13 protein-coding genes and 4 pseudogenes are annotated in these 22,436 nt (G+C 39.9%); 6 read left to right on the top strand and 11 right to left on the bottom strand.

What is annotated here, in order from left to right:
• Nucleotides 1-108 precede the first annotated feature (108 nt).
• The 3 genes and pseudogenes from B3J29_RS15400 to B3J29_RS03705 all read right to left on the bottom strand — a co-directional run.
• Nucleotides 109-407: pseudogene (locus B3J29_RS15400) on the bottom strand (hypothetical protein); the annotation flags it as partial.
• A 10-nt stretch (nucleotides 408-417) separates the two neighbouring features.
• Nucleotides 418-1,716 (bottom strand): Y-family DNA polymerase, encoded by a 1,299-nt coding sequence (locus B3J29_RS03710; RefSeq protein WP_005108359.1) that lies wholly within the window; start codon nucleotides 1,714-1,716, stop codon nucleotides 418-420.
• A 23-nt stretch (nucleotides 1,717-1,739) separates the two neighbouring features.
• Nucleotides 1,740-2,243, bottom strand: coding sequence for a LexA family protein (locus B3J29_RS03705; protein WP_034580556.1), 504 nt, complete (start codon nucleotides 2,241-2,243; stop codon nucleotides 1,740-1,742).
• Between the two features lie 264 nt (nucleotides 2,244-2,507).
• Between B3J29_RS03705 and ptsP the strand changes: the two genes are divergently transcribed.
• The 3 genes from ptsP to B3J29_RS03690 are packed head-to-tail and all read left to right on the top strand — an operon-like array spanning nucleotide 2,508 to nucleotide 7,998.
• A complete protein-coding gene (gene ptsP / locus B3J29_RS03700) occupies nucleotides 2,508-5,372 on the top strand; it encodes a phosphoenolpyruvate--protein phosphotransferase (RefSeq protein WP_005233291.1) in 2,865 nt (954 codons plus the stop codon).
• A 6-nt stretch (nucleotides 5,373-5,378) separates the two neighbouring features.
• Nucleotides 5,379-6,311 (top strand): 1-phosphofructokinase, encoded by a 933-nt coding sequence (pfkB, locus tag B3J29_RS03695; RefSeq protein WP_004883949.1) that lies wholly within the window; start codon nucleotides 5,379-5,381, stop codon nucleotides 6,309-6,311.
• 4 nt (nucleotides 6,312-6,315) lie between these two features.
• Nucleotides 6,316-7,998: a fructose-specific PTS transporter subunit EIIC gene (locus B3J29_RS03690; protein WP_004883948.1), complete on the top strand. Its 1,683-nt coding sequence runs from the start codon at nucleotides 6,316-6,318 to the stop codon at nucleotides 7,996-7,998.
• A 29-nt stretch (nucleotides 7,999-8,027) separates the two neighbouring features.
• On the opposite strand, the pseudogene B3J29_RS03685 reads toward B3J29_RS03690, so the two are convergent.
• Nucleotides 8,028-8,263 (bottom strand): annotated as a pseudogene (locus B3J29_RS03685) (hypothetical protein); the annotation flags it as partial.
• Nucleotides 8,264-8,510: 247 nt separating this feature from the next.
• Between B3J29_RS03685 and B3J29_RS03680 the strand changes: the two are divergent.
• Nucleotides 8,511-11,858, top strand: a complete 3,348-nt coding sequence (locus B3J29_RS03680; protein WP_005233294.1) for a DEAD/DEAH box helicase — start codon at nucleotides 8,511-8,513, stop codon at nucleotides 11,856-11,858.
• An 18-nt stretch (nucleotides 11,859-11,876) separates the two neighbouring features.
• Here the strand turns inward: B3J29_RS03680 and B3J29_RS03675 are convergent, their stop codons facing one another.
• Nucleotides 11,877-13,166 (bottom strand): type II toxin-antitoxin system HipA family toxin, encoded by a 1,290-nt coding sequence (locus B3J29_RS03675; protein ID WP_005233296.1) that lies wholly within the window; start codon nucleotides 13,164-13,166, stop codon nucleotides 11,877-11,879.
• Entirely contained in the window at nucleotides 13,163-13,471 is a 309-nt protein-coding gene (locus B3J29_RS03670; RefSeq protein ID WP_004282130.1) for a helix-turn-helix transcriptional regulator, read from the bottom strand. Before B3J29_RS03670 ends, B3J29_RS03675 begins: the two co-directional genes overlap by 4 nt.
• A gap of 380 nt (nucleotides 13,472-13,851) precedes the next feature.
• Here B3J29_RS03670 and B3J29_RS03665 point away from each other — a divergent pair.
• Nucleotides 13,852-14,481 (top strand): annotated as a pseudogene (locus B3J29_RS03665) (aconitase family protein); the annotation flags it as partial.
• A 4-nt stretch (nucleotides 14,482-14,485) separates the two neighbouring features.
• Here the strand turns inward: B3J29_RS03665 and B3J29_RS03660 are convergent.
• The 5 genes from B3J29_RS03660 to B3J29_RS03640 form a co-directional block, all read right to left on the bottom strand.
• A complete protein-coding gene (locus B3J29_RS03660; RefSeq protein WP_004647603.1) occupies nucleotides 14,486-14,746 on the bottom strand; it encodes a helix-turn-helix domain-containing protein in 261 nt (86 codons plus the stop codon).
• Between the two features lie 284 nt (nucleotides 14,747-15,030).
• On the bottom strand, nucleotides 15,031-15,399 hold the full coding sequence (locus tag B3J29_RS03655) for an MbcA/ParS/Xre antitoxin family protein (protein ID WP_005233302.1): 369 nt from the start codon (nucleotides 15,397-15,399) through the stop codon (nucleotides 15,031-15,033).
• Between the two features lie 130 nt (nucleotides 15,400-15,529).
• Nucleotides 15,530-18,745, bottom strand: a complete 3,216-nt coding sequence (locus B3J29_RS03650; protein WP_005233303.1) for a tyrosine-type recombinase/integrase — start codon at nucleotides 18,743-18,745, stop codon at nucleotides 15,530-15,532.
• The gene (locus B3J29_RS03645) at nucleotides 18,729-21,041 is read right to left on the bottom strand and encodes a hypothetical protein (protein WP_005233304.1); all 2,313 of its coding nucleotides are present in this window, start codon (nucleotides 21,039-21,041) and stop codon (nucleotides 18,729-18,731) included. Before B3J29_RS03645 ends, B3J29_RS03650 begins: the two co-directional genes overlap by 17 nt.
• On the bottom strand, nucleotides 21,041-21,712 hold the full coding sequence (locus tag B3J29_RS03640) for a hypothetical protein (protein WP_005233305.1): 672 nt from the start codon (nucleotides 21,710-21,712) through the stop codon (nucleotides 21,041-21,043). Before B3J29_RS03640 ends, B3J29_RS03645 begins: the two co-directional genes overlap by 1 nt.
• A gap of 151 nt (nucleotides 21,713-21,863) precedes the next feature.
• Between B3J29_RS03640 and B3J29_RS03635 the strand changes: the two are divergent.
• Nucleotides 21,864-22,436: pseudogene (locus B3J29_RS03635) on the top strand (IS5-like element ISAba27 family transposase); the annotation flags it as partial.

Raw genomic sequence — 22,436 nt, 5'->3', positions numbered from 1 at the left:
AAACAAGTGGGACCACCTCTCTAGTATTTACATGCCTATGAAGAATATTTAATCCAATATTAACCAGGAATATCTATTTAAATACAAATAGAACAGTGGGTTAATTTTTTAAAAAAGTCGCTCTTGGTGTAATACAGTCATAGGCTTATGTAGGGTAGCAGGTGATATGTCATCTAACTCATTAAGCTGAACAGATCGTGGGCGGCCAATACACGCTAAGCAAAACTAAAATTGCAGAGCATGACCATCTTTTACTGAATAGAGCTGCAGACGAGGAAAATCCTCTAGAGTCGATGGATATTTATCTATTGATGATTTTACTAATTTGAAAAGTTGAGGCTGTTGTTTAACATCTAACTTTTTTGCAAATCTTGTCCAAGTAAGTGCCAAAATTTGGCAGGAAATAAATCATTCAAATTATTTCACATTCAATAATTGATCCCACTTGAAGTAGTTTTGAGTTAGCCGATCTCTTGACATGTTCCAGGTTCTATTCGGTAACGTACTTGCTCCTAAAGCCAGCTTGGTTTTGCCAAACTTATGATGGATTTCCTCAAGTGAATCCATCAGGTTATTGTCTAAGCTTATTTGCTTCATGTCAGTGAACAGGTCATAAATATGGGAAGCTTTAGGCTCCAGGCACGTCAAGATCACGCCACATTTCTTAAAGGCAATATCTTTGGTATACAAGTCATCAATCATCGTGGTAGCAATTTTAGAGAACACTAACAGGTTGTCAGTAGGTTCTTGTAAAGTCACTGCAGCTGACTTGCTGTAATAAGGTCTATACGTGTCAAACGGGTTAGATTGTACGAAGCCAATTATATAACCACACAATAAATTTTCACCTCTTAAACGAGTAACTGCATCTTGCACATAGAGGCTCATAGCTTCTTTTAAGTCGTCAATATGGTAAATCCTTTGTCCAAAAGAACGGCTTGCAACAATCTGCTTTTTTGGTGCCCGCGTATGCTCTAGCTCTATACATGAAACACCCTGCAATTCCAGTAATGTCCTATGCATGACGATAGAAAACTGATCTCTGATCATCAGAGGCGAAGCCATAATGAAATCCATGACTGAGTGTATCCCCATGCTGTTGAGCTTTTGGCTGTGCTTCCTGCCAACTCCCCAGATTTCACTCACTTCTATAGCTTGGTACAGATCTTCAGCAGAGCAAGGATCCATTGAAACTAGGTTGCATACACCGTTCAGATAAACATTCTTTTTCGCAATGTGGTTTGCTAGTTTTGCTTCTGTCTTAGATCTGCCAATGCCAATACATACTGGTAAACCAAGCCAAGAAAAAATACGCTGACGAATGTGCTGGGTATAGTCAGTTAAGTCGTAATTTCCCGCATGGGCTGTCAGATCGAGAAAACATTCATCAATAGAGTAAATCTCCTGTTCTTTAGGAGAAACAAAGTCGGACAGGACTTTCATGAATCTGCGTGACATCTCTGCATACAGGGCATAATTGCTAGAAAGCACTTGGACCTGATGCTGTTCAACGATGTCCTTGATCTGAAATAGAGGAACACCCATCTTAATGCCTAGGTCCTTGGCCTCTTGAGAGCGGGCTACAGCGCAGCCATCATTATTAGACAGGACAATTACTGGTTTATCTTTTAGACCAGGGTTAAAGATGCGCTCACAACTCACATAGCAATTATTAATGTCTACTAAAGCGTAGATTTTCTGAGAATATATGGTCATTGGGCAGGAAACCAATAAAGAAATTAACGATTTCTAAATGACTTAATGACAAAAGTAACCACACCCCAAATCACCATTTCCTGGCCATCTTGCAGATGAATGTCTGAGCAATCTGGATTTTCAGCTTTAAGCCAACGATAATTATTTTCGATCATTAAGCGTTTTACAGTGAAATCATTGTCGATCAGTGCAATCACGATGTCTTCATGTTTGGCGTCAATACTTCGGTCTACAATCAGTTCATCATCAATCTCAATACCTGCATCTCGCATAGAAAGTGAAGCGACTTTCACCACAAAGGTTGCTGCTTCATTTCTAATCAAGTGTTCATTCATGTCTAGAGTTTTATCTACATAGTCTTGGGCAGGGGATGGAAAGCCAGCAGCGATTTTCTCAGCGGCTAAAGGAATTTTCATGTAGGTGGATGACTCTACAACAGAGATTGAAGCAATATCATTAAAGCACGGTGAACCGTACCGGGTTTGTCGGAGACCAAACTTTCTGAGATGAGACGCATTGCTTCTCAAGACGTAGCGAAGCGTAGTGATCCGATGAAAAAAGTAAAATATACCCCCTGAAATCAGATAGAGCGGTTCAATTAGAACTAAACCCAACTATCGCAACACTGAGCTCTGGAGAATCTCGTCGTTTCTTAATTGCGTCGTAATGATGATCATGAAGATAAAATCAAAAAATACAGATTTTTGTGTAAATCCTGAGTAGAATTCGACTTATTTTTTCTGCAGTAAAAAAGCATGGCTTCTCACTATGCTGCTTTGCAAGGACGTTTTATGCTCGCGCTAGATATACAACATGTTCGAATGAAACAACACGCCACTGATAAGGCACAAGCGTTGCAATGTCTAGTCGATATCTTAGTCGAAGACCAATTGGTTACACCTGATTATATTCATGGGTTGACCGTGCGCGAACAACAAAGTGCAACGTATTTAGGGCAAGGAATTGCCATTCCGCATGGGACGCCTCAGTCTCGCCAATGTATTTTAAAAACTGGTATTCGTCTGGCACACTTTCCTGAAGGAGTTGTTTGGGACGGTGAAAATAAAATTTATTTAGCAGTGGTGATTGCTGCGAAATCAGATGAGCATTTGCAAGTCTTACAAATTTTGACGCGAGCTTTAATTAATGATGTCGCTGATCAAGTGAAACAGGCTCAATCTGCAGAGCAAATTATCGCATTATTACAAGCCCAACCCGCATCTTTGGCATTGCATGAAAATTTAATCGCCACCCAAGTTCCCGCACTTGATGTAGAAGATTTAATTTGGCAGGCAACACAGTTGCTGAAACAGCAAAAAATGGTGGAGTGTGGTTTTCTGTCGGGTTTAAACCTAAACAGCATGATTCATTTAGGGGAGGGGGTCTGGTCGATCACTTCTAACCAGCATGTTTTGAGCCCAGCTGTAAGTTTGGTAAAAGCGGAACAGGTTTTAAGCCATCAGCAGGAAATGCTCAAGACTTTGGTGTGTATTGCCAGTAATGAGCAACTGGATATGCAACGGTTTCAACGGTTAATGGATATTTTGTTTGATACTGAACAAGTTCATACCCTCAACCAAGAGCAAGATAGTCACCAGTTGGCGCAGTTAATTGGTGCTGAACTGATTCCTGATTGGCCATCTCGTCGTATTGTCTTAGCTAACGCTCATGGTCTACATGCACGTCCCGCGACACACTTGGTCAATATGACCAAGAAATTTGCAGGGGATATTCTCGTTGCTGTAGATGAGGGGGCTTACGTTTCGGCAAAAAGTTTAACCAAATTATTAGCCATGGGGTGTCGTCGTGGTCAAACTCTGACTTTTATTGCACAACCCGATACCGATGCTGTAGCAGGCTTAGAACAGATTATTGATGCAGTTCAACAAGGTTTAGGAGAAGAAGTTGAAGCTGTTGACCTTGTATCTCATCAGCATAGCAGTAGTGCCCCAGTCGTAAATAATTTGGAATTAATGCCTTTTGAATCACATGGCGATACGGGTAGCTGCGGTATTGCGGCATCAACTGGCCTTGCTTTTGGTCCTGCACATGTGGTGAAGCCACATGAATTTAGTTATGAACGTCGCGGACAGAGTTTTAAAGCTGAGAATGAAAAGCTTGAAATTGCACTTCATCAGGTGAAAAATAACTTACGTCAATTCATTGCACATACTGAATCTACTGCCATTAAGCAGATATTCATGGCACATTTGGAAATGCTGGATGATCCAGACCTCCTCCAAAGTGTACAACGCGGTTTAAAGCAAGGGTTGTCTGCTGCAGCAGCTTGGCATGATCATATTGAAGTGGCTGCTACCGCACAGGCTGCACTTAGCGATCGTTTACTGGCAGAGCGTGCGGCTGATTTAAGGGATATTGGTGAGCGTGTTTTGGCTGCTTTGTGCGGTGTGGCCGATGTCACAGAACCCGAGCAACCTTATATCTTAATTATGCATGATGTTGGCCCGAGTGATGTAGCGCGTCTGAATAAAGATCGTGTTGCAGGCATTTTGACCGCGGTTGGTGGAGCGAGTGCCCATAGTGCTATTGTGGCACGTGCTCTGGCTATTCCAGCAGTCGTAGGTGCGGGTGTAGCTGTTTTAAATATTGAGAACCATGCCACAGTGCTAATTAATGGGGATAGTGGTGAGTATGTGGTCTCACCCGAGCAAAATCAGATTGATCATGCCATTGCAGAGCGCCAACGCCAGCGTGAGTTGCGAGAACAAGCGGAACAGCATTGTTTAGAACCTGCCATCACACTGGATCAACATCAAGTTGAAATCGCAGCCAATATTGGCAAAGTGGGCGCTACGATACAGGCTGTGGCCGATGGGGCAGAAGCAATTGGTTTGCTACGCACAGAATTGGTCTTTATGTCACACAGCAGTGCGCCTGATGAGGCTACACAGGAAGCCGATTATCGGGTGGTGTTAGATGCTTTGGCGGATCGTCCATTAGTGGTACGTACACTTGATGTGGGCGGGGACAAACCTTTGCCGTATTTGCCTATTGAAAAGGAAGAAAATCCATTCTTGGGCTTACGTGGTATTCGTCTGACTTTACGTAAGCCAGAGTTGTTACGTCAGCAATTGGTTGCTTTACTTAAAGCAGCAGATAATCGCCCATTAAGAATTATGTTTCCGATGATTGGGCGGGTTGAAGAATGGCGAGCGGCAAAAGCAATTTTGGATGAGGTTCGCATACAGCATCCATGTGAAAACTTACAAGTCGGTATTATGATTGAGGTTCCTGCGGCAGCATTGTTGGCTCCAATTCTTGCTCAAGAAGTTGATTTTTTTAGTATTGGAACCAATGACTTGACTCAATATACTCTGGCGATTGACCGTGGTCATCCACTGTTGTCTGCTGAAGCTGATGGTTTACATCCGAGTATTTTGTTATTGATTGATCAAACTGTTCGGGCAGCACATCAGCATGGTAAATGGGTGGGCATTTGTGGTGAATTGGCTGCTGATCCAAAAGCTGTGCCTGTATTGATAGGCTTGGGCGTGGATGAGTTGAGTATGTCGAGTACCAGTATTCCATTGGTGAAGGCGCAAATTCGTGGTTTGAACTATATAAATTGCCAACAGGTCGCTCAGCAAGCCTTAAGTTGTGACAGTGCAACTGCCGTACGTGCATTGGTGGAGTAATTACGAATGGCTAAGATATTAAGCATTACTCTGAATCCTGCAATTGACCTCACCGTGCAATTGGATCAACTAAAAGTTGGCGAGGTCAATCGTCAGTTAACGGCCCAAAGCCATGCAGCAGGTAAAGGCTTAAACGTGGCACAGGTCCTTAAGGATTTGGGACATGAACTGATTGTGAGTGGCTTTTTGGGGCAAGACAACCGTCAAATTTTTGACCATCATATCCAGCAAGAGCAATTTGATAACCAATTTATTTATGTTGCAGGTGAAACACGACAAAACATTAAAGTTGCAGAAGCTTCTGGTCAGATGACTGACATCAATGGCAAGGGCTTTTTTGTAGATACCTCAGCAAAACAACAACTATGTGAACGTTTATCTCAACTGATTTTAGAAGTTGATGTGATTGTGATTGCTGGCAGTTTGCCACAAGGGTTTTCTGCAGAAGAGCTTTCGACACTGATTCTATGGTTACAGTCTGCTGGTAAAAAAGTCGCAGTAGATACCAGTGGTGTTGCGTTGAAAGCAGCAATTGCTGCCCATCCTTGGTTGATTAAGCCTAATACAGATGAGTTGACGGAAACCTACCATTTGCCAGCAGAAACGTTTGCAGAACAGCAGCATCTTTTTGCCAGTTTAAATAGTCAGATCGAACATATTGTGGTCTCGATGGGTGAAAACGGAGTGAACTGGCTTCACCGCACGCAACCCCTGCATGCTACTGCACCGAAAGTCACCGTCCAAAGTACGGTGGGTGCGGGAGATTCCTTGCTGGCAGGTATGATTCATGGCTTGTTGAGTTCAACTTCCCCAGAAGAAACATTGAAAACAGCAACCGCAATTGCGAGCAACGCTGTGACCCAAATTGGGTTTGCCCTTCCAGACTTTGCTGTTATTGAAGATTTGAAATCGCAAATCTCAGTCCAATCATTGAGTTAATACGATGCAAGAGATAAAACATATTTTATTTGTGCCACATAGTCCCGAGCAGCCGATTAATGCAGTGATTTTGGCCAAAAAACTCTCCAAAGCAGCGACAGCACTTGGTATTTCCAATGATGTGGCGACATCAGTCGAGCATCTCGATTTATCAAATGTTATTGATACAGTTGTTTTTGTTGGACAGAAGTCGGTAGATGCGGATCAACTGCGTGACAAGGTTGTGAAAGTCATTGGTTTGAATAACGCACAACACGATGCGATCATGCTTTTGCAACAAGTTCTTGAGCATTCAGATGCTTTAGATGAAACTACTGCAGCCAATGTAGGGATTACACGGTTTGTCGCCATTACAGCATGTCCAACTGGTGTTGCGCATACGTTTATGGCGGCCGAAGCCTTACAACAGGGTGCAGTAAAGCACGGTTATCAGATTGATGTTGAAACCCAAGGATCGGTTGGGGCTAAAAATATTTTATCGGCAGAAAGTATTGCCAAAGCAGATGTGGTGATCTTAGCAACGGATATTGAGGTCAATACAGATCGCTTTGTAGGCAAACGTGTATATCGCTGCAGTACAGGATTTGCCCTTAAGCAAACGGATAAGACTTTTGCAAATGCAATTGCTGAGGCCAAAGTGCTTGAAACGGGTAAGCAAACAGCCACTAAGACAGAAAATGAAAACAAAGAAAAAACTGGAATTTATAAACACCTTTTAACAGGGGTATCTTTCATGCTGCCGATGGTGGTGGCGGGCGGTTTGATCATTGCCATCTCGTTTATGTTTGGCCTCAATCCTGTTGAAGGAAGCTTTGCCGCATCCTTAAAGCAAATAGGTGCTGCAGCATTTACTCTTATGGTACCTATGCTGGCAGGTTACATTGCTTATTCTATTGCGGATCGTCCGGGTTTAACTCCAGGTTTGATTGGCGGTTTACTTGCCACACAATTAGAGGCAGGCTTTCTCGGTGGATTAGTTGCAGGTTTTATTGCAGGTTATATTGCGTTATTTTTATCGAAGCAGCTTAAACTCCCAAGTAGCTTAGAAGCATTAAAACCAATATTGATTATTCCACTATTGGCCAGTTTAGCTGTTGGTTTAATCATGATTTATGTGGTTGGACAGCCTGTTGCACAATTGTTTGAATTACTCACACACTTCCTTGCCAATATGGGGACGACCAATGCCATGATCATGGGGATTATCCTTGGGAGTATGATGTGTATTGATGTTGGAGGGCCAATAAATAAAGCGGCTTATGCCTTTACGGTGGGCTTACTTACGTCACAAACATACGGACCGATGGCGATTACCATGGCTGCGGGTATGGTACCGCCATTGGGTATGGCAATTGCAACTTTTCTGGCAAAGTATAAATTTACCAAACCTGAGCAAGATGCAGGGAAGGCTGCTGTAGTTCTGGGCCTATGTTTCATTTCGGAAGGTGCTATTCCGTTTGCTGCCAAAGACCCGATTCGAGTGCTTCCATGCGCGATCGCAGGTGGTGCTGTAACTGGGGCTTTGGTTGCATTATTTAAATGTGAACTAGTCACTCCGCATGGCGGTGTAATGGTGCTGATCATTCCGAATGCGATGAATTATCCATTAAAATATTTATTGGCGATTGCGATTGGAAGTGTGGTGACTGGTGTAGCTTATGCCGTGATAAAACAACGGTTAGAATAAGCCCTTCATAGAAGCTTTGTGAAAGCTATTTAGTGCAATAAATGAATATTATGCTCAATCCAATTTGGATCAGTTGGAGAGTCTCTGCTTGAATTTGTCCAGGTAGTAGGTCATGAGCGATATTGCTGAACCGGATTGCAACCTTACAAATCGAGCCAATAATTTCATCAACTTCTTGGACACAAAGTTCCGCTTCCTGAGTACCAAGTTTCACAAGAGCTTGTCGAGGAATATTCAGTGCCTCACCCATGATATCCATTTGATGTGCAGGAAAGTTCTAAACCTCTACTGATCGCTTCTGCACTGTATTCAAAGGCGATTAATGGCCGACCTGTGATTGCGGTTGAGGAGACCAATGTACCCCAAAGCCAATATTCACCCCATCCATTGTAGTAAACATTAAGTTTTTGAGCATGGATTTATTTCCTTTTGATACGTTGGCGAGCACTACTGTTCTGAAATGACAGCTTTGTCCGTTATAATTGTATAAACATTTTTGGTTTCTGGTAATTATGTCCTCATTGATCAATTTTCTATCTCGCTTTAGTACTGCAACTCTTCAGCGCAGTCTGAGCTATGCTAAACACATTGATAGGGAAACGATTGAATTCTTTGAGGACAAAGACGGGGTTACGATGTATGCCCAAATTGAAGGGACAGATTATTACGATACTGCAATTACCTATAATCCCCAAAAAGACCGTTTAATCGATGACGATTGCACTTGTCCGGTTGGATATAACTGTAAACATGCTGCTGCTTTAGCGCGGTTATTCTTTCAAGAATATCGTCAGGAATTTCAGCAGCGTTATGCTGACTCTCAATCCCCGCAGGGAATCGCAAAACGCCAACGGGGGGATGATCAGGCGCAGCGCTGGTTGAATGATTTTAAACGGTATTTACAACAGACTGAACCAGAGCAATCTGTCAAAACAAACAATTATTTAATTTACCTGCTAGATCAGTCTGTCAGCTTAAAGAAATTGACAGTTGATGTTCAGAAGGCCAGACGCAATAAAAATGGCTCAATTGCGGGGGAAAGTTATTATACCCAATATGAAAATATCACCAGAAAGCATCTGACTTTACCTGAACAAAAACGACAATTATTTAACCAGATTTATTATTATGCCAAAATAAACAGTGACGAACGCTTTTATCAAAGCAATCTCGATATCTCCAGCATTTTATTGGAGCATTTCAAATCTTTTATTCAAAGTGGCGATGTGTACTGGCAAAAAAAGAGCCATACTGCACTTCAATGGTCAGAACAAGGCTACAACATCGAATTTAGATGGGAACAAGGGGCTAAACAACAGACAGAGCATTTAAACATTGAATTGGTCAATGGTGATATTCGACTCGATTTGAAATTAAATCCACATATTCAGATTCTCGCGAGCCAGCCACCGTGTTATGTGGATATTCAACAGAACACGGTGGGCCAGTTATATGGTGAATATACGGCAAATCTTCTGTACCATTTTTTACAGATGCCTGATCTTCCATCTATGCTCTTGCCAGAGTTTGAGAAACTGACTCATCAATATTCAGACGTGAAAAATCTACCTCAGCCCGAGTCTATTCAGCATATTGATGTCCTTGAGGGAAGTCCCCAGCCAATTTTACGCTTCGGTGTTTTAGATAAATTTGATTGGAAATGGGAAGAGTCTGTTTGTGCCGAAATTGAATTCTCCTATGTAGGCGGACGAATAAAAGCAGGTACATCAGGTGACAGTTTTATTGGTGAGCAGCATGGCAAAATGGTGCGACAGCTTCGGAACTTAGTTCAGGAACAACAGTCAATCCAGCGTTTACAGCTATTGGTCGAATCACTGAAGTGGGTGAAAGATCTTAATTATTACCAGCAATTAAAACTGGATAAACAACGTCTTGATTCTATGGTTTTTGCGTTCTATGGAGACTGGATCAAACAGCTGATGCCCATCAATCAAATTGAATTGATTGGATGGCAGATAGAGCATCTGGAACACAGCCCATTTAAGCTGCAATATGTTGAAAATTTAAATATTTCCATCACTGAATCTGAAAGCCAACAAGACTGGTTCAATATCGGGGCGACCGTTCAGGACAGTGCAGGCAATAGCTATGATTTACTCGATGCACTTGTGGCTTTGGTGAAAGAACAGCCTGATTTACTTGATCCACGGATTTTTGGTCATCTGAATGACAGTCACATTTTCACCCTGAAAACTGCAGCGGATCAACCAGATTTGGCTTTATCCGCAAAGGACATTAAGCCGGTATTGTTGCATCTGCAGAGCATTTTACAGCAAGAAGAGCGTAGCATAGATCGCTATGATGCGAGTCAACTATTAGAATTACAACATCATCTGGGGATGGTGTGGCAGGTCAGTAATCGCCTGCAGCAATTTGCGCAGAAATTCAAACAAGGCTATCAGCAACAACTGCCGACACCACAAGGTTTTCAGGGGGAATTACGTCCATACCAGCAGCAGGGCCTAGGCTGGTTACAGTTTTTAAGGGAAACCCAGCATGGCGGGATTCTGGCGGATGATATGGGTTTGGGTAAAACAGCACAAACTTTAGCCCACTTACTCATGGAAAAGCAGGCTGGTCATTTGCAGGACAGACCCGCCTTAATTGTTGCACCCACATCGCTGATGCATAACTGGTTCAAAGAAGCGGAAAAATTTACCCCTGAGCTCAAGGTACTGCTGCTACAAGGCCCCGACCGCCATCAGTATTTTGAGCAGATTTCACACTATGATATTGTGTTAACCACCTACCCGCTCTTGGCGAGAGATGAAGAGCAACTGAAGCAATATGAATATCATCAACTCATTCTGGATGAAGCGCAGAATATTAAAAATCCGCGTGCCAAAGCTGCACAGGTAGTACGGCAATTAACAGCGCGACATCGTCTATGTCTAACTGGTACACCTATGGAAAATCATTTGGGTGAGCTGTGGGCACTATTTTATTTTCTAATGCCAGGATTTTTATATTCACAAGAAATCTTTAATAAAAAGTACCGCTATCCTATTGAAAAACGCGGTGATCAGCAGTTAAGGCAAAAGTTGGTAAACCGCATTAAACCCTTTATTTTACGTCGCTTGAAAACTGACGTTGCCAAGGAATTGCCTGAAAAAACCACGATTGAAGTCAATATTGACATGAATGAGCAGCAATCCAAGCTATACGAGGCTGTTCGCGCCACGATGCAGGCAAATATTCAGAAAATTGTGGCAGAAAAAGGCTTTAAGCGTAGTCAAATCCAAATTTTAGATGCCTTGCTGAAGCTGCGTCAGGTCTGTTGTCATCCTAGCTTGCTGAAACTGGATTCAGTTAAAACCGGGCAGGCGTATTCTGCCAAACTTGAACAGTTGATGGATATGGTTGTTCCAATGGTGGAAGAGGGACGAAAAATTCTTATTTTCTCTCAGTTTACCTCAATGTTGGAACTGATTGAACAACAGCTCCATCACGCAGAAATTGGCTATGTGAAGCTGACTGGAAAGACCAAAAAGCGAGATGAAGTCATTACAGCATTTCAGTCTGGACAAGTGCCGGTATTTTTAATCAGTCTGAAAGCAGGAGGGGTTGGTCTGAATCTAACTGCCGCAGATACGGTCATTCACTATGATCCATGGTGGAACCCTGCTGCTGAAGATCAAGCTTCAGATCGTGCATGGCGGATTGGACAGGACAAGCCGGTATTTGTGTATAAGCTGATTACCAATAAAAGCATAGAAGAAAAAATTATTGCCTTGCAGCAGAATAAAGCAGAACTGGCACAGTCTATTCTAAGCACAGATCATGAGGGAGAAGTGAAACTGACGGAAAATGATGTGATGAAATTGTTTGAGAAATTTTAGCTTGGTTACAGGTTTCCTCTAATCATCTGTAAGTATCTGAAAGTCTGGATGCAATTTTTTCCAATGTTCTCTTAATTTTTCTTTATGAACAGAAAACATAGGTAAGTCTAGTAATAGCACTTGCCATACTGACCGTGCTTTGTCCATGATCGCGTGAAGTTGTTTTTCAATAACACGCCATGGAACACCGACTTTTTCAGCCCATTGTTCAAAGTGTTTCATCTCAGCTAAATACCAATCTTTATTTTTGGCAAGATTCAATGCGAAATGAAGCTCATTTTCAATATATACACTAGTCATCAATATATCGTATGCGGGAGATAATCTTGGTGTTCTTTTGTCCTGATAAATCATACTCCAGTTTTTTAAGTGTGCATCTCCATTGGCGAGCAAAATGTTGACAAGTAAGTGGCTGGCAACTTGCTGAATATCAAGAATTTTGTTATATGAAAATTGATAAATGATCTTTCCTATCTGCTCATAATTTGTGGTGCTGTATTTCTGCTGTGGATATGCACCGAAGATCTGAGCAAAGTCTTCGATGTGAATAAGCTCTGTAGTATCAGCAGTACTCTGTCTATCAAATCTTTTGATTGCAAAAGCATATTGCTCTTGGGGTAAATTTAATGGTGGAAGGTTTTGTAAGAGTGCCATATCCACCAAGCGAATCTCAGAGACATCTATTCCGACCATTTTGGCAAGGCTCATCATAGGATATTCATTTAGCGGAACAAAAGCATGTCTGGAAGAAGGAGTTTTGACAATCCAGTCCCCGTGTAGAGACGATTCCGTTGCCTGGACTAGTGTAAAACGCCCATCTTTGGCTTTCATGGAAAACTTCATTTGGACGCCGGCCAAGGAAAACTTATTATCTGTTCGGATCTCCTGTTTTAAGATCTGATCTGGATTAGAGATCTGCAGTTTGAATTTTATTTCATCTGGAATTTCTTCTGGATCTAATGGAGTCGCAATGAGTGCTCCAGGTAAATCATGACCTAAAGCTGCCAATAACTGAAATTCATTGTCTATATGTACTTTGAGGCTTTGTGCAATCAGTTCGCGTAATGCACCTTCTGGTAGCAAGTTTGATAGCAAGGGATGTAAACGCTGATGTGTAACATAGGTCTTTTCTAAAATCCTATCCACTTGAGGATACAAGGGGGAAGTCAGCAGGCTCAAGGTCGGGCGTTGCTGATCAGAGCGGAAGGAATCTGTAAAAACCAGAATATTTTTTCCGCTCTGAAATCCTGCCAAGTATCCAACGATACCGTGATGTAATGTTAATTTCAGGACGGCAACAGTATTCATGGTTCCTCTCCTCCGAGAAGACCCTTCCATGGGTTAGTCATTAAGTCATCCTGATCTTCAATAGTGACTTTAATTTCATCATTCAATAATTGTCTGATCAAATGAACCTTATCATCAGGAATGAGCATCAGTTGAGCATTTAATCCTGCCGCTATAATTTCTAAGGTCTCTAATCGAGGGTTGCCCTGACTTTCCAGTTTTTGGTACTGCTGTCTTGAAATGCCTGTACGGGATTGCATATCAACTTGCTTTAAGCCCAATTGGGTTCGTCTTTTTTTGATTTGCTGAAGTAAAGACTTATTCATTGTAGATACATTTATTGCTTTTAGGTCCTGTAAGAAACATATTAGTTTCTTTTTTTTGAAAAGCAATTTATGACTTTATCATTTCGATCTGTAAAAGCCCTAGCTACGTAGTGATCTGAAATCACTCTGAAAATACAGTTAAAATACGCGGTTCAATTTACCTTAATCTCCTTACGTAATTGGCAGCCAGATCTGAACTGTTGGCAACTCTCTGGCAAAATTTCCTGGCAGCTCTGCATTTAACTACCTAGCGCAATCTGATAATAAATAATAACAAACCCGCCGTGCAGTTAGCATACAGTAAGTAAAGGAATGGTTGACTGTGATCATAAAAATAGCATATCAAGCCGGAGGGAAACTAGACGGCTAAGTATAGTAATATCAATAGTTTTAATACTTTAGAAACATTAACCGTCGGTTCAGAACACTATCAGATTTTCAACCTGTCTAAATTGCAAGTGCAGTTAGGTGACCTGTCCCAACTACCAAAATCTTTAAAAGTCTTGCTGGAAAATTTACTACGTTTTGAAGATCAGCTCACGGTGAAAACCGAGCATATTCATGCCTTGGCAGGATGGCTTAACGATCGAACTTCAGAACAGGAAATCCAGTATCGTCCGGCACGGGTCCTGATGCAGGATTTTACCGGTGTTCCTGCAGTGGTTGATCTTGCTGCAATGCGTGCAGCAGTGGCCAAAGCCGGTGGTGATCCGGAAAAAATTAATCCGTTGTCACCGGTGGATTTAGTCATCGATCACTGGGTGATGGTCGATTACTTTGCTAGCCCGCAAGCTTTTGACTAGAATATCGCCATTGAGATGCAACGCAATGGCGAGCGCTACCAGTTTCTACGTTGGGGGCAGGCGGCGCTCAATCAGTTTCGCGTGGTGCCGCCAGGAACCGGAATTTGCCATCAGGTCAATCTGGAATATCTGGCACAAGTGGTCTGGAGCAATGAGGTCGATGGGCAGGGCTTTGCCTTTTCTGATACCTTATTCGGTACCGATTCACAATTTATTCATCATATTCTGAAAATATTTCTTCAATTTCATCCCACTGCGGCAATTTATGCTTTTTTTTATTCACTTCGAATTGTAAACCAACACCATCAAGCACACGTTCAAATATGTCAAATGAACCTGTAAAATGGCCATTTTCCATCTCTGAAATTGTTGTTTTATTGACTTGAGTTTTTTCTGCAAGGCTTTTCTGTGTATAGCCTAACCCTTTTCTTGCCAAACGTATTTCTTTACCTATTTCACCTCGTGTAGCCATTTTTTTCTCCCGAAATTTGTTAGCCATATAGCAAACTTTTAACTAATTATGGTTAATATTCGCTATATAGCAAACTTTTATAATGATTCTTGAATAGCTAAATTGAACTTATAAGATTCAATTTAGCCTCAAATTAGGTTAATAGAATCCATATATGTATGGTAGTTCTCAATAATGAGGCAGTTGTATACCTCTTGAGAAGAGAAACTTCTTATACCTTGAATTTGAATTATTAGACAAAATTATGACTTTTAATTTTCTGTGTAATGAAGCTTTATATATTCTTAATATTTACCCTGAAGCCGAAGTCCTTCGACTACGTTTAATACAGTAGCTAATCCCTGAGTAGTCTGAATCTGTTTTATCGGAATGCCTTTGGTTAGCTTATTTGGTGACTTCATAAAATGCTGCATCCATTTAGCCTCTCCACCTGTTAGAGCATCTAGTGATATCGCAATACGAATTAAAATAATTGCGAGTTCTCCTTGACTTGAATCGGGATCTAACTGAAGCGAATTTAAAGTTTCCACTGAATCTAAATTGATAACGATAGCAAGCTGGTCCAGTGTCAAACCAAGTTGTTTTGCAGATGATAAAACAGCTTTAGTTAATACCTTTTTTTGTTTTGCAATTTTTTCTGACGTTTTATGCATGACTGATCTCAGTTTCAGACGTTGCTGATACCTAGAGTTTATACTATTTGATTATCGTTTCTCAGACATCCAATTTTTACTGAAGATATATTAAATTTGGCTTTAGATAAGGAAGCAACGGTTAAATTATTTAACAGCATGTGGTTATTTTTAGACCTTCAGCTTTAAGTTCAAGAGATCGAGGTCTGCCGATACATGCTAGATGTAAGCAAAATTTAAATGCGGCCAGTGCTTTGGCATCTTTTGTCGAGTAAAGCTGGAGACGAACATAATCTTCTTGAGTCGTAGGATGCTCTGTTGTGCTCGATTTAGCCAGCTTCAGTAATAAAGGTTGTTTCTTTTTATCTAGCAATTGTACCAAGTCTTGTCCAAGCAAATGCCAAAATTGATGGGGAAACAGGTCTTTTACCTTGCAATAAAATGATTCCAATTGATCAATTTTATTCCAGCGATAATGAATGCCGGTATGCGAAACTGTAACACGACTTAAAAATGTCTCAAGCACCGCTTTTATTTGATCTGGCTTTTTTTCAAAGATATTTTGAATATTTTCAAAGAAATAGTTCCTTGCTTTGCGCTCTTCAACGGTATCTATCATCGAGGGTTTCAAAGGTTTATCCAGATGATTTGTGTTGTTGAGATCAAATAACCTTGGGTTGTTTTTTTGAGACTTGAGTTGGCCCAGTTGTTTGGCATTTTCATACCAGTAGTTAACCAGTTCGACAGGTAAACTCATTTCTTGTGATACCCGATCTGGTTCATGATGAATTTCCAGTAAATTTAGGCACTTAAAAAACCATGCAAATGAAACTTTGGATTCTTTTGTTCCCGCGAAATATTTAAAAAAATCATGATGCTTTGAGTTAAATGAAACCTCATCTAGAATGTCTTCTACGTTACTTTTTAACCAGTCAGTTTGATCGTTGAGTAACTGCTGACTTAAATGACCAGCATGCTTTTCGAAATTGAATGGAGCAGAATCTTTTACTGTGTTTAAAAATTTGAAAGAAGGTAGGTAGCCCATCATCTTTTTTGCCAGTTGAGTATCGATGTCTGGGTGATATTTCAGTATTTTATGCCCAGCAATCAGGTAGCTTAGATGAATATAACTTTTAAAAGTTTCTGTAGGGTCAATGTGACCCAGTAAATGGGCAATCATAAACCAATGATTTTGACCATGTGTATGACGGAGTAACTCTGTCCGAATGGACTGATATTGTTCTTCAGTATAATCCGTCAGATTCTTGACTAGGGGAGCGTAATCGCAGTTGAGCAGAACGGATAAGTGATTGGCAGCCGTGTGTCGAAATGAGTGAAAAGAATAATCATGAGTTTTAAAAAGCTCGTTCATAATCATTCTAAAAGGTGTTGTCACCGTATGTTTGTTCAGCTTGCTATTTTCATTCCAATTACGGAATAAGTATAAGTTTTGCTGATTGAGTAAACGTTGCTCGACTACATGATTATGAAATAGTTGATATTCATCGGTTTTTAATAAGCAATACACAGGAACTTTGCGTTCAGCACTATCTGTTTTAAGTTGATGTAAGTTTCCTTTCTTTTTTGAGCCGTAGGGCTGAATCCATACTGATAGACAGCTCAAGCCCTCAATATCCCGCACACGTAAGCCTAGAATTTCATTAATACGCATACCGGTACGGTAAGCTAAGATATAGATGATTTTTAATGTCTTATAAGTGTTTTCTTGACTATTAGCACCTGAAAATAAGGTATCTAATTTGTTCATGAAAGCTTGATAAGTCAAAGGGCCAATAATACGGGCTCTAGGCCTATTTTGTATGGCGAGTGATTCTAATTCGAGAGATTCAGCTTCGAAAACTGTTCGTTGAAAGCTATGGAAGCGCTTCAACATCCTGCTGGTTTGACCTCTGGATTTTTTAAATTCAGGTTGGCCTGCTTCATCTGCGAGACGGGTGTTCGTAATAATTTGTGTGTAGATATTTGCCAGATTCGTATTCAGATCATCTTCGCTATCTAGATATTGTAAAGAATGTGTTAGCCAAGGCTCGGCAATCCGGGAGTAATAAGTGTAAATCGAACTATCTGCTAATGGTCTATTCTGCTGAAACGATTTTTGAAATTGGTTAGCGCAAAAATTAAAATTTTCAGCCAGTTGCTGAATCTGTTCTAATTCTGGTTTATAAAGGCTGATGAGCCATAAGGCGACACGTTTACTATACTCATTAAATTTATTAGTATTTTCAATGCAATATTTAATGATTAATGCATCGACGCTTTGATCAGTTTGTGGTGTACGAATCAGTTGTAAAAGGTCTTTGTGAATCTTTATAACATCATCCAAGGCTTGCTGAATGTCATCATTAGAGTAGGATTGACCCACAATAGATGGTGATTTTTCTACATCTGAATCAGTAAGAGTGTCCTGCTGATATTTAAATTTTGGATGAAGAAATCTTTCAAATTCTATTTCTGATAAGCCACAGGTTGCAGTATTTTCTATAAGACATTGTGAGAGAGCAGGATCAATGTCAACTTTCGGGAGTTGCATCCAGTTAAAGTTGGCGTAGTCGCGTAATAATTTATAAGTTTTAAGATTAAATGGTAACTTAATCTTATTAAAAATAAGCTGTAGATAATCTTCTACATTCTGGTTTACTGTACGAATATTTCTGCTATTAAAATGAATTAACCATAAGCGGGTGATTTGATCAGGAATAAAATTACGCGATTTACGAATGGTTTTTTCATCAATAAATAGATCTCCATAAGAGGGAGAGAGCGGTTCTAAAAATATAATGTTCAGATCTTCGATCTTTCTGATTTTTGCCGGATCTTTTAAGTGTTCAAGCAAAGCTTCTAAAGACGCTTTTTGATTTAAGCCGGAATAAAGCATGGCAGAAATAACAATATTTCCAATGATTTCATCATCAGAAAATGTCTTGCTATCTTTTGCTAGAATCCAGTAGTCCCAAAGCTTATCAAGAACTTCATCAACCTGCTGTCCCTTCTCGATCCAGTCCATGGTAAAAACCGGCTGATCACGCTGCATCTCAAATGTCAGATTTGGTAGGGGCAGGGGCTCGCTCCTATTTAGATTGATTTTTTTAATATACGATCGAAAAAATTCATGCGCATATTTTTTCCAGGCCAAGCTTGAAGCTTTACGTTTAATAAACTCATAAATTGCTGGATAGAAGGATTCAAGATGTTCTTTTTGTTCTAGTTCTATTTCTTGGAAATATTGAATTAATTCCTTTTCTACATCCGATCGAGGAGATTTCTCTTTCTCAAGACGAATTTGTTTTCTACGATTTTCTGCATATAGTGGTCGAGCTTGCTTAGTTCGTTTATTGGATGAGGACATCGAGTTCAATACCGGTAATATTAAAATAATCTTTTATTTGTTCAAGAACATGAGCAATGCTTGAATATTGTGAAATAGATAAGCTGGAATAAGGATGCGCAGCTTCTTGCTGCATCGGCTCATGACCGAATAAAGCTAAAATTTCAATTTCGCTAATTTTATGGCTGAGAAACGCACGGGCTGTATGCCGGTGCCAGTTTTCATGTTCCAAACCTAACTCTGGATGAAAGTCTTCTACAGTCGAAGGTCTCAAAGGTTGCCATTGACCATCCTGAAAGATATTTAACAGTGGGAGCTTGCTCTCTAGAATCTGCTGAATATTATTTGAAATTTCTGGCTGAATAGGAGTAATTTGAGTTTTAAAATAATGTAGAAAATCTATGAATTTCAGGAGTTCTTGTACAACAAAATGACACAGTGGAATCAAACGTCCATAGCCTTGACGCCCACCCACCTCTTTATCAGAAACCATCAAAATTTTTCTTTTCAGGTTAAAGCTTTTTAAAAAACCAGGAAACTCAGCGACGGGTCGCGCAGCAGTAAAAAGCAATAAAAAATGCCACATCCAGATATTGTAGTGATTAAAAATTGCTATCCAGTCATCTTCTTTTTGTGAAATTATTCTGAATTTGAGAGTGGCAAAGATATTTTGAATCACATTTGAAGTAGGTGCTTTGCGGCTTCCAAAGTTTTTTTCTGCAGCATATTCAATATTCTGGTATTCATCGGATAGCGACTCACACAGCTCTTTTAAAATTAAGACATATTCAGTCTGTAAAGTCAGGATATTTTGATGACAATAAGAAGTAGAAGAAGACTTATTGGCATCAATACCAGTGAGAAGGTCAGCAAGCTGTTTATTTCCAGTGCGTTGCAAAATAGTCTGATGTAAAAGAGAGCCAATTCTTATTAGTGATAATTTTGGAATATAAAATTTGGCTCTCAGCTGTTTCAAATGTTGCTGAAGGTCCTCTTCCTTAACGGGGTCACCGTCTCGCAGAGATTCAATAAATGAATTCGGGATCGGGATGTCCAGATGAACTGTTTGGTTGAGCAAGCCCTCTGGATAAGCAAAATCCTTATTTTCAAAAATTGAAAATTTACTTCTCAGATAATATTGTCCATTGCTTTGCTTGATCTGTTGGCGAGCATTTAAATTTTTAGCACGTTTACTTTGTAGACGGAGCCACTCCTGGATTTTATTTCCTGTCAGAAATGACAGCATCAGGATCAAGGATGCCTTCTTTTTTTTGATTTCTTTATCCTTGTCTTTAGAGTCTTCTTTAACCTCAACAATGTAATTTTTATATAGTTCAGTAATTAGGGCACTTATGCTTGTGGTATTAGGAAAGAGGCTGCTGTATGGCAGCAAATGTTCTTTCCGTTGAATATGTTTGGCAACCAGAGGCAGCACATAGCTTTGGCCGGATTCTGAATATGCAGCAAGGGGGGTAACGATGGTTGGGTCTACAAGTATTTGACGTGTATCTTGGTCATCTAATTGTTCTTCTATATTAAGAGCTTTAGACTTTTGACCTTTTTTAATTTCTGAACTTTCTACAATCAGCTGATCTTCATCTAAAAAATCATGTTGAAGTTGAGTCTCGATGCTCGCTTTGGCAATTTTGGCCTTATTGTTTAAAATATAAGTAAATGTAATGCGTAGATTATTCAGTAGATTTTTTTCAAAATCATTGGATGGATCTGTATTGAAATTACTTAAATATTGAACAAATTCAGTTAACGAAAGCGTAGGATCTTTAAGATGCTTTTCCCAAAGGATCATGTATTCGCGTGTATTTTGATATTCTTTATCGGGATTCAGAACCCTATTGGCCACACGGAAGCGTTGAAATAAGCGTTTTACAGTATTGAAATGTTCAGTGTAGTCTTCTTTAAAAAGCTCAGGTTTAATGTCTGGAAGGGCAATTAAATAGATTGCTGCTTTTAAGACCAGGATATTCCAGATTAAAGCGTTTTCTTCCGACTCTGCTAATTGTGCAATTGAGTTCACATACCAAGTAACTGGTGTTGCGCTAACAGTATGTTTTCGAGAGGAGACCAATGCAGCTGGTCTAGCAACAACAGAATTGGTTTCTAGATCAAAATCTAATAGATCGAGATTCAGTCCTTCCAGACATTGATCAGTTGGGTGCGAAGTCAGTAAATCAGCAACATATTGAATATGTTCGGTACGTTGGAGCTGCTCATCACCAAAGAGTTTTTCCAATGTCTGTTTTAATGATACCCCTGGAATATCAGCAATATTTTGATGGGTTGGGTTGGATTCTGACATTATGCTTTCCATAGCTGATCTGGCGTGAGAACGAAGTCCGCATTATTTAAAAGCTGTTGTACAACTTCACTAGTTTGTTCTAGTTGATCAAGCACACTTTGTCTTTTTCGGTTTATAACTTTATTGCGATAATTCAGCTGATATCGTGTGTATGAGAGTCGTTTTGCTAGCAGGTCTAAGCTCATAGTACGGTGAGGTTTGAAAGAATTTTCTTTGTTTAACTTGTAAATAGCCTCGGCAGAAATGTATTCATTTATTAAGTTATGTAACCTTTTGGGATTTAATCGATTAAGATCATAATAAGTAGATGATAGAAATTTTAGAAATTCGGAACTAGCCACATTTTTTAATAGTTCGATTTTTTTGTTATCTTTGGGAAGAGAATGGATAATTAGATTAATTTCTTTGGGTGCATTCTGAGTCCAGTATAGGAACCATTGGATATTACTGGCGATGGTATAACCGGATAGATTAGTATCTTTCCAGACGTGAATTTCGGGACGTGGATTCAAGATACCTAGATCTGTTTTTAAAGCTTTGAAAGCCTCTTGATAGCAAAGATAAATTCCAGAAAAATCAGGGTGTATACTGATTTGGATTTTATTAAAATTTTTGCACAACAATTTTTTAGGTGCGCCAAATTTTTCATTGAAATCAAAAGCCGTTTGCATATTTACTTGGTGATTATATAAAAAAATCAAGTAAATATTCGTATATTCGTTAACAGTCAGACAATGGCTAAAAATTCCATATATTGTGCATCTAAATTTCAAAAACCACTAGACCTCTTGCGAAAGTAAAAACCACCTCAATCTAAATTTCATGAGATATCAGAAATTAAATCGTTTTTCAGATTCTGAATTCCAGCGCTTGGTTGGTGTACCTCGACCAGTTTTTAGTGAAATGATCGAAGTTTTAAAAGAAGTAGAATCACTTAAAAAGAAATCTGGGCGTCCTCATACTTTAGCTATAGAGGATCAATTATTATTAACACTCAATTACTTACGGAATTACAGCACTCAATTGGAGTTGGCTGCAAATTACCATATCGCTGAAAGTAATGTGAATCGAACCATTAAAAAGGTTGAAGATGCATTGATGAAATCAAGACGGTTTACTCTGCCAAAACGAAGCATTACCACAGCAGACGAACAGTTTAACTGGGTCATTATTGATGCGACAGAATGTTCAATAGAACGTCCGAAAAAAAAATCAGAGTAAGTTCTACAGTGGTAAAAAGAAGAAACATACGCTAAAAGCACAAGTGATCTATCATCCGAACAGCAAACAAATCATAGGGCTAGATATATCGAATGGCAGTCAGCATGACATTAAATTGGCAAGAAGAACGGTTAAAAAATTCAAACATTGTAAAGAGGTGGTTCCACATGTTTG

Source organism: Acinetobacter sp. UBA5984 (genome assembly GCF_002429925.1).
GTDB lineage: Bacteria > Pseudomonadota > Gammaproteobacteria > Pseudomonadales > Moraxellaceae > Acinetobacter > Acinetobacter variabilis.
The sequence above is the reverse complement of the archived record's forward strand: the minus strand, read 5'-3'. Positions and strand labels throughout refer to the sequence as shown.

Coding starts and splice junctions, on each gene's coding strand:
- B3J29_RS03675 (WP_005233296.1), bottom strand. CDS start 13,166: ATGAATACTGTTGCCGTCCTGAAATTAACATTACATCACGGTATCGTT.
- B3J29_RS03655 (WP_005233302.1), bottom strand. CDS start 15,399: ATGCATAAAACGTCAGAAAAAATTGCAAAACAAAAAAAGGTATTAACT.
- B3J29_RS03650 (WP_005233303.1), bottom strand. CDS start 18,745: ATGTCCTCATCCAATAAACGAACTAAGCAAGCTCGACCACTATATGCA.
- B3J29_RS03710 (WP_005108359.1), bottom strand. CDS start 1,716: ATGACCATATATTCTCAGAAAATCTACGCTTTAGTAGACATTAATAAT.
- B3J29_RS03670 (WP_004282130.1), bottom strand. CDS start 13,471: ATGAATAAGTCTTTACTTCAGCAAATCAAAAAAAGACGAACCCAATTG.
- ptsP (WP_005233291.1), top strand. CDS start 2,508: ATGCTCGCGCTAGATATACAACATGTTCGAATGAAACAACACGCCACT.
- B3J29_RS03645 (WP_005233304.1), bottom strand. CDS start 21,041: ATGTCAGAATCCAACCCAACCCATCAAAATATTGCTGATATTCCAGGG.
- B3J29_RS03690 (WP_004883948.1), top strand. CDS start 6,316: ATGCAAGAGATAAAACATATTTTATTTGTGCCACATAGTCCCGAGCAG.
- B3J29_RS03640 (WP_005233305.1), bottom strand. CDS start 21,712: ATGCAAACGGCTTTTGATTTCAATGAAAAATTTGGCGCACCTAAAAAA.
- B3J29_RS03680 (WP_005233294.1), top strand. CDS start 8,511: ATGTCCTCATTGATCAATTTTCTATCTCGCTTTAGTACTGCAACTCTT.
- pfkB (WP_004883949.1), top strand. CDS start 5,379: ATGGCTAAGATATTAAGCATTACTCTGAATCCTGCAATTGACCTCACC.
- B3J29_RS03660 (WP_004647603.1), bottom strand. CDS start 14,746: ATGGCTACACGAGGTGAAATAGGTAAAGAAATACGTTTGGCAAGAAAA.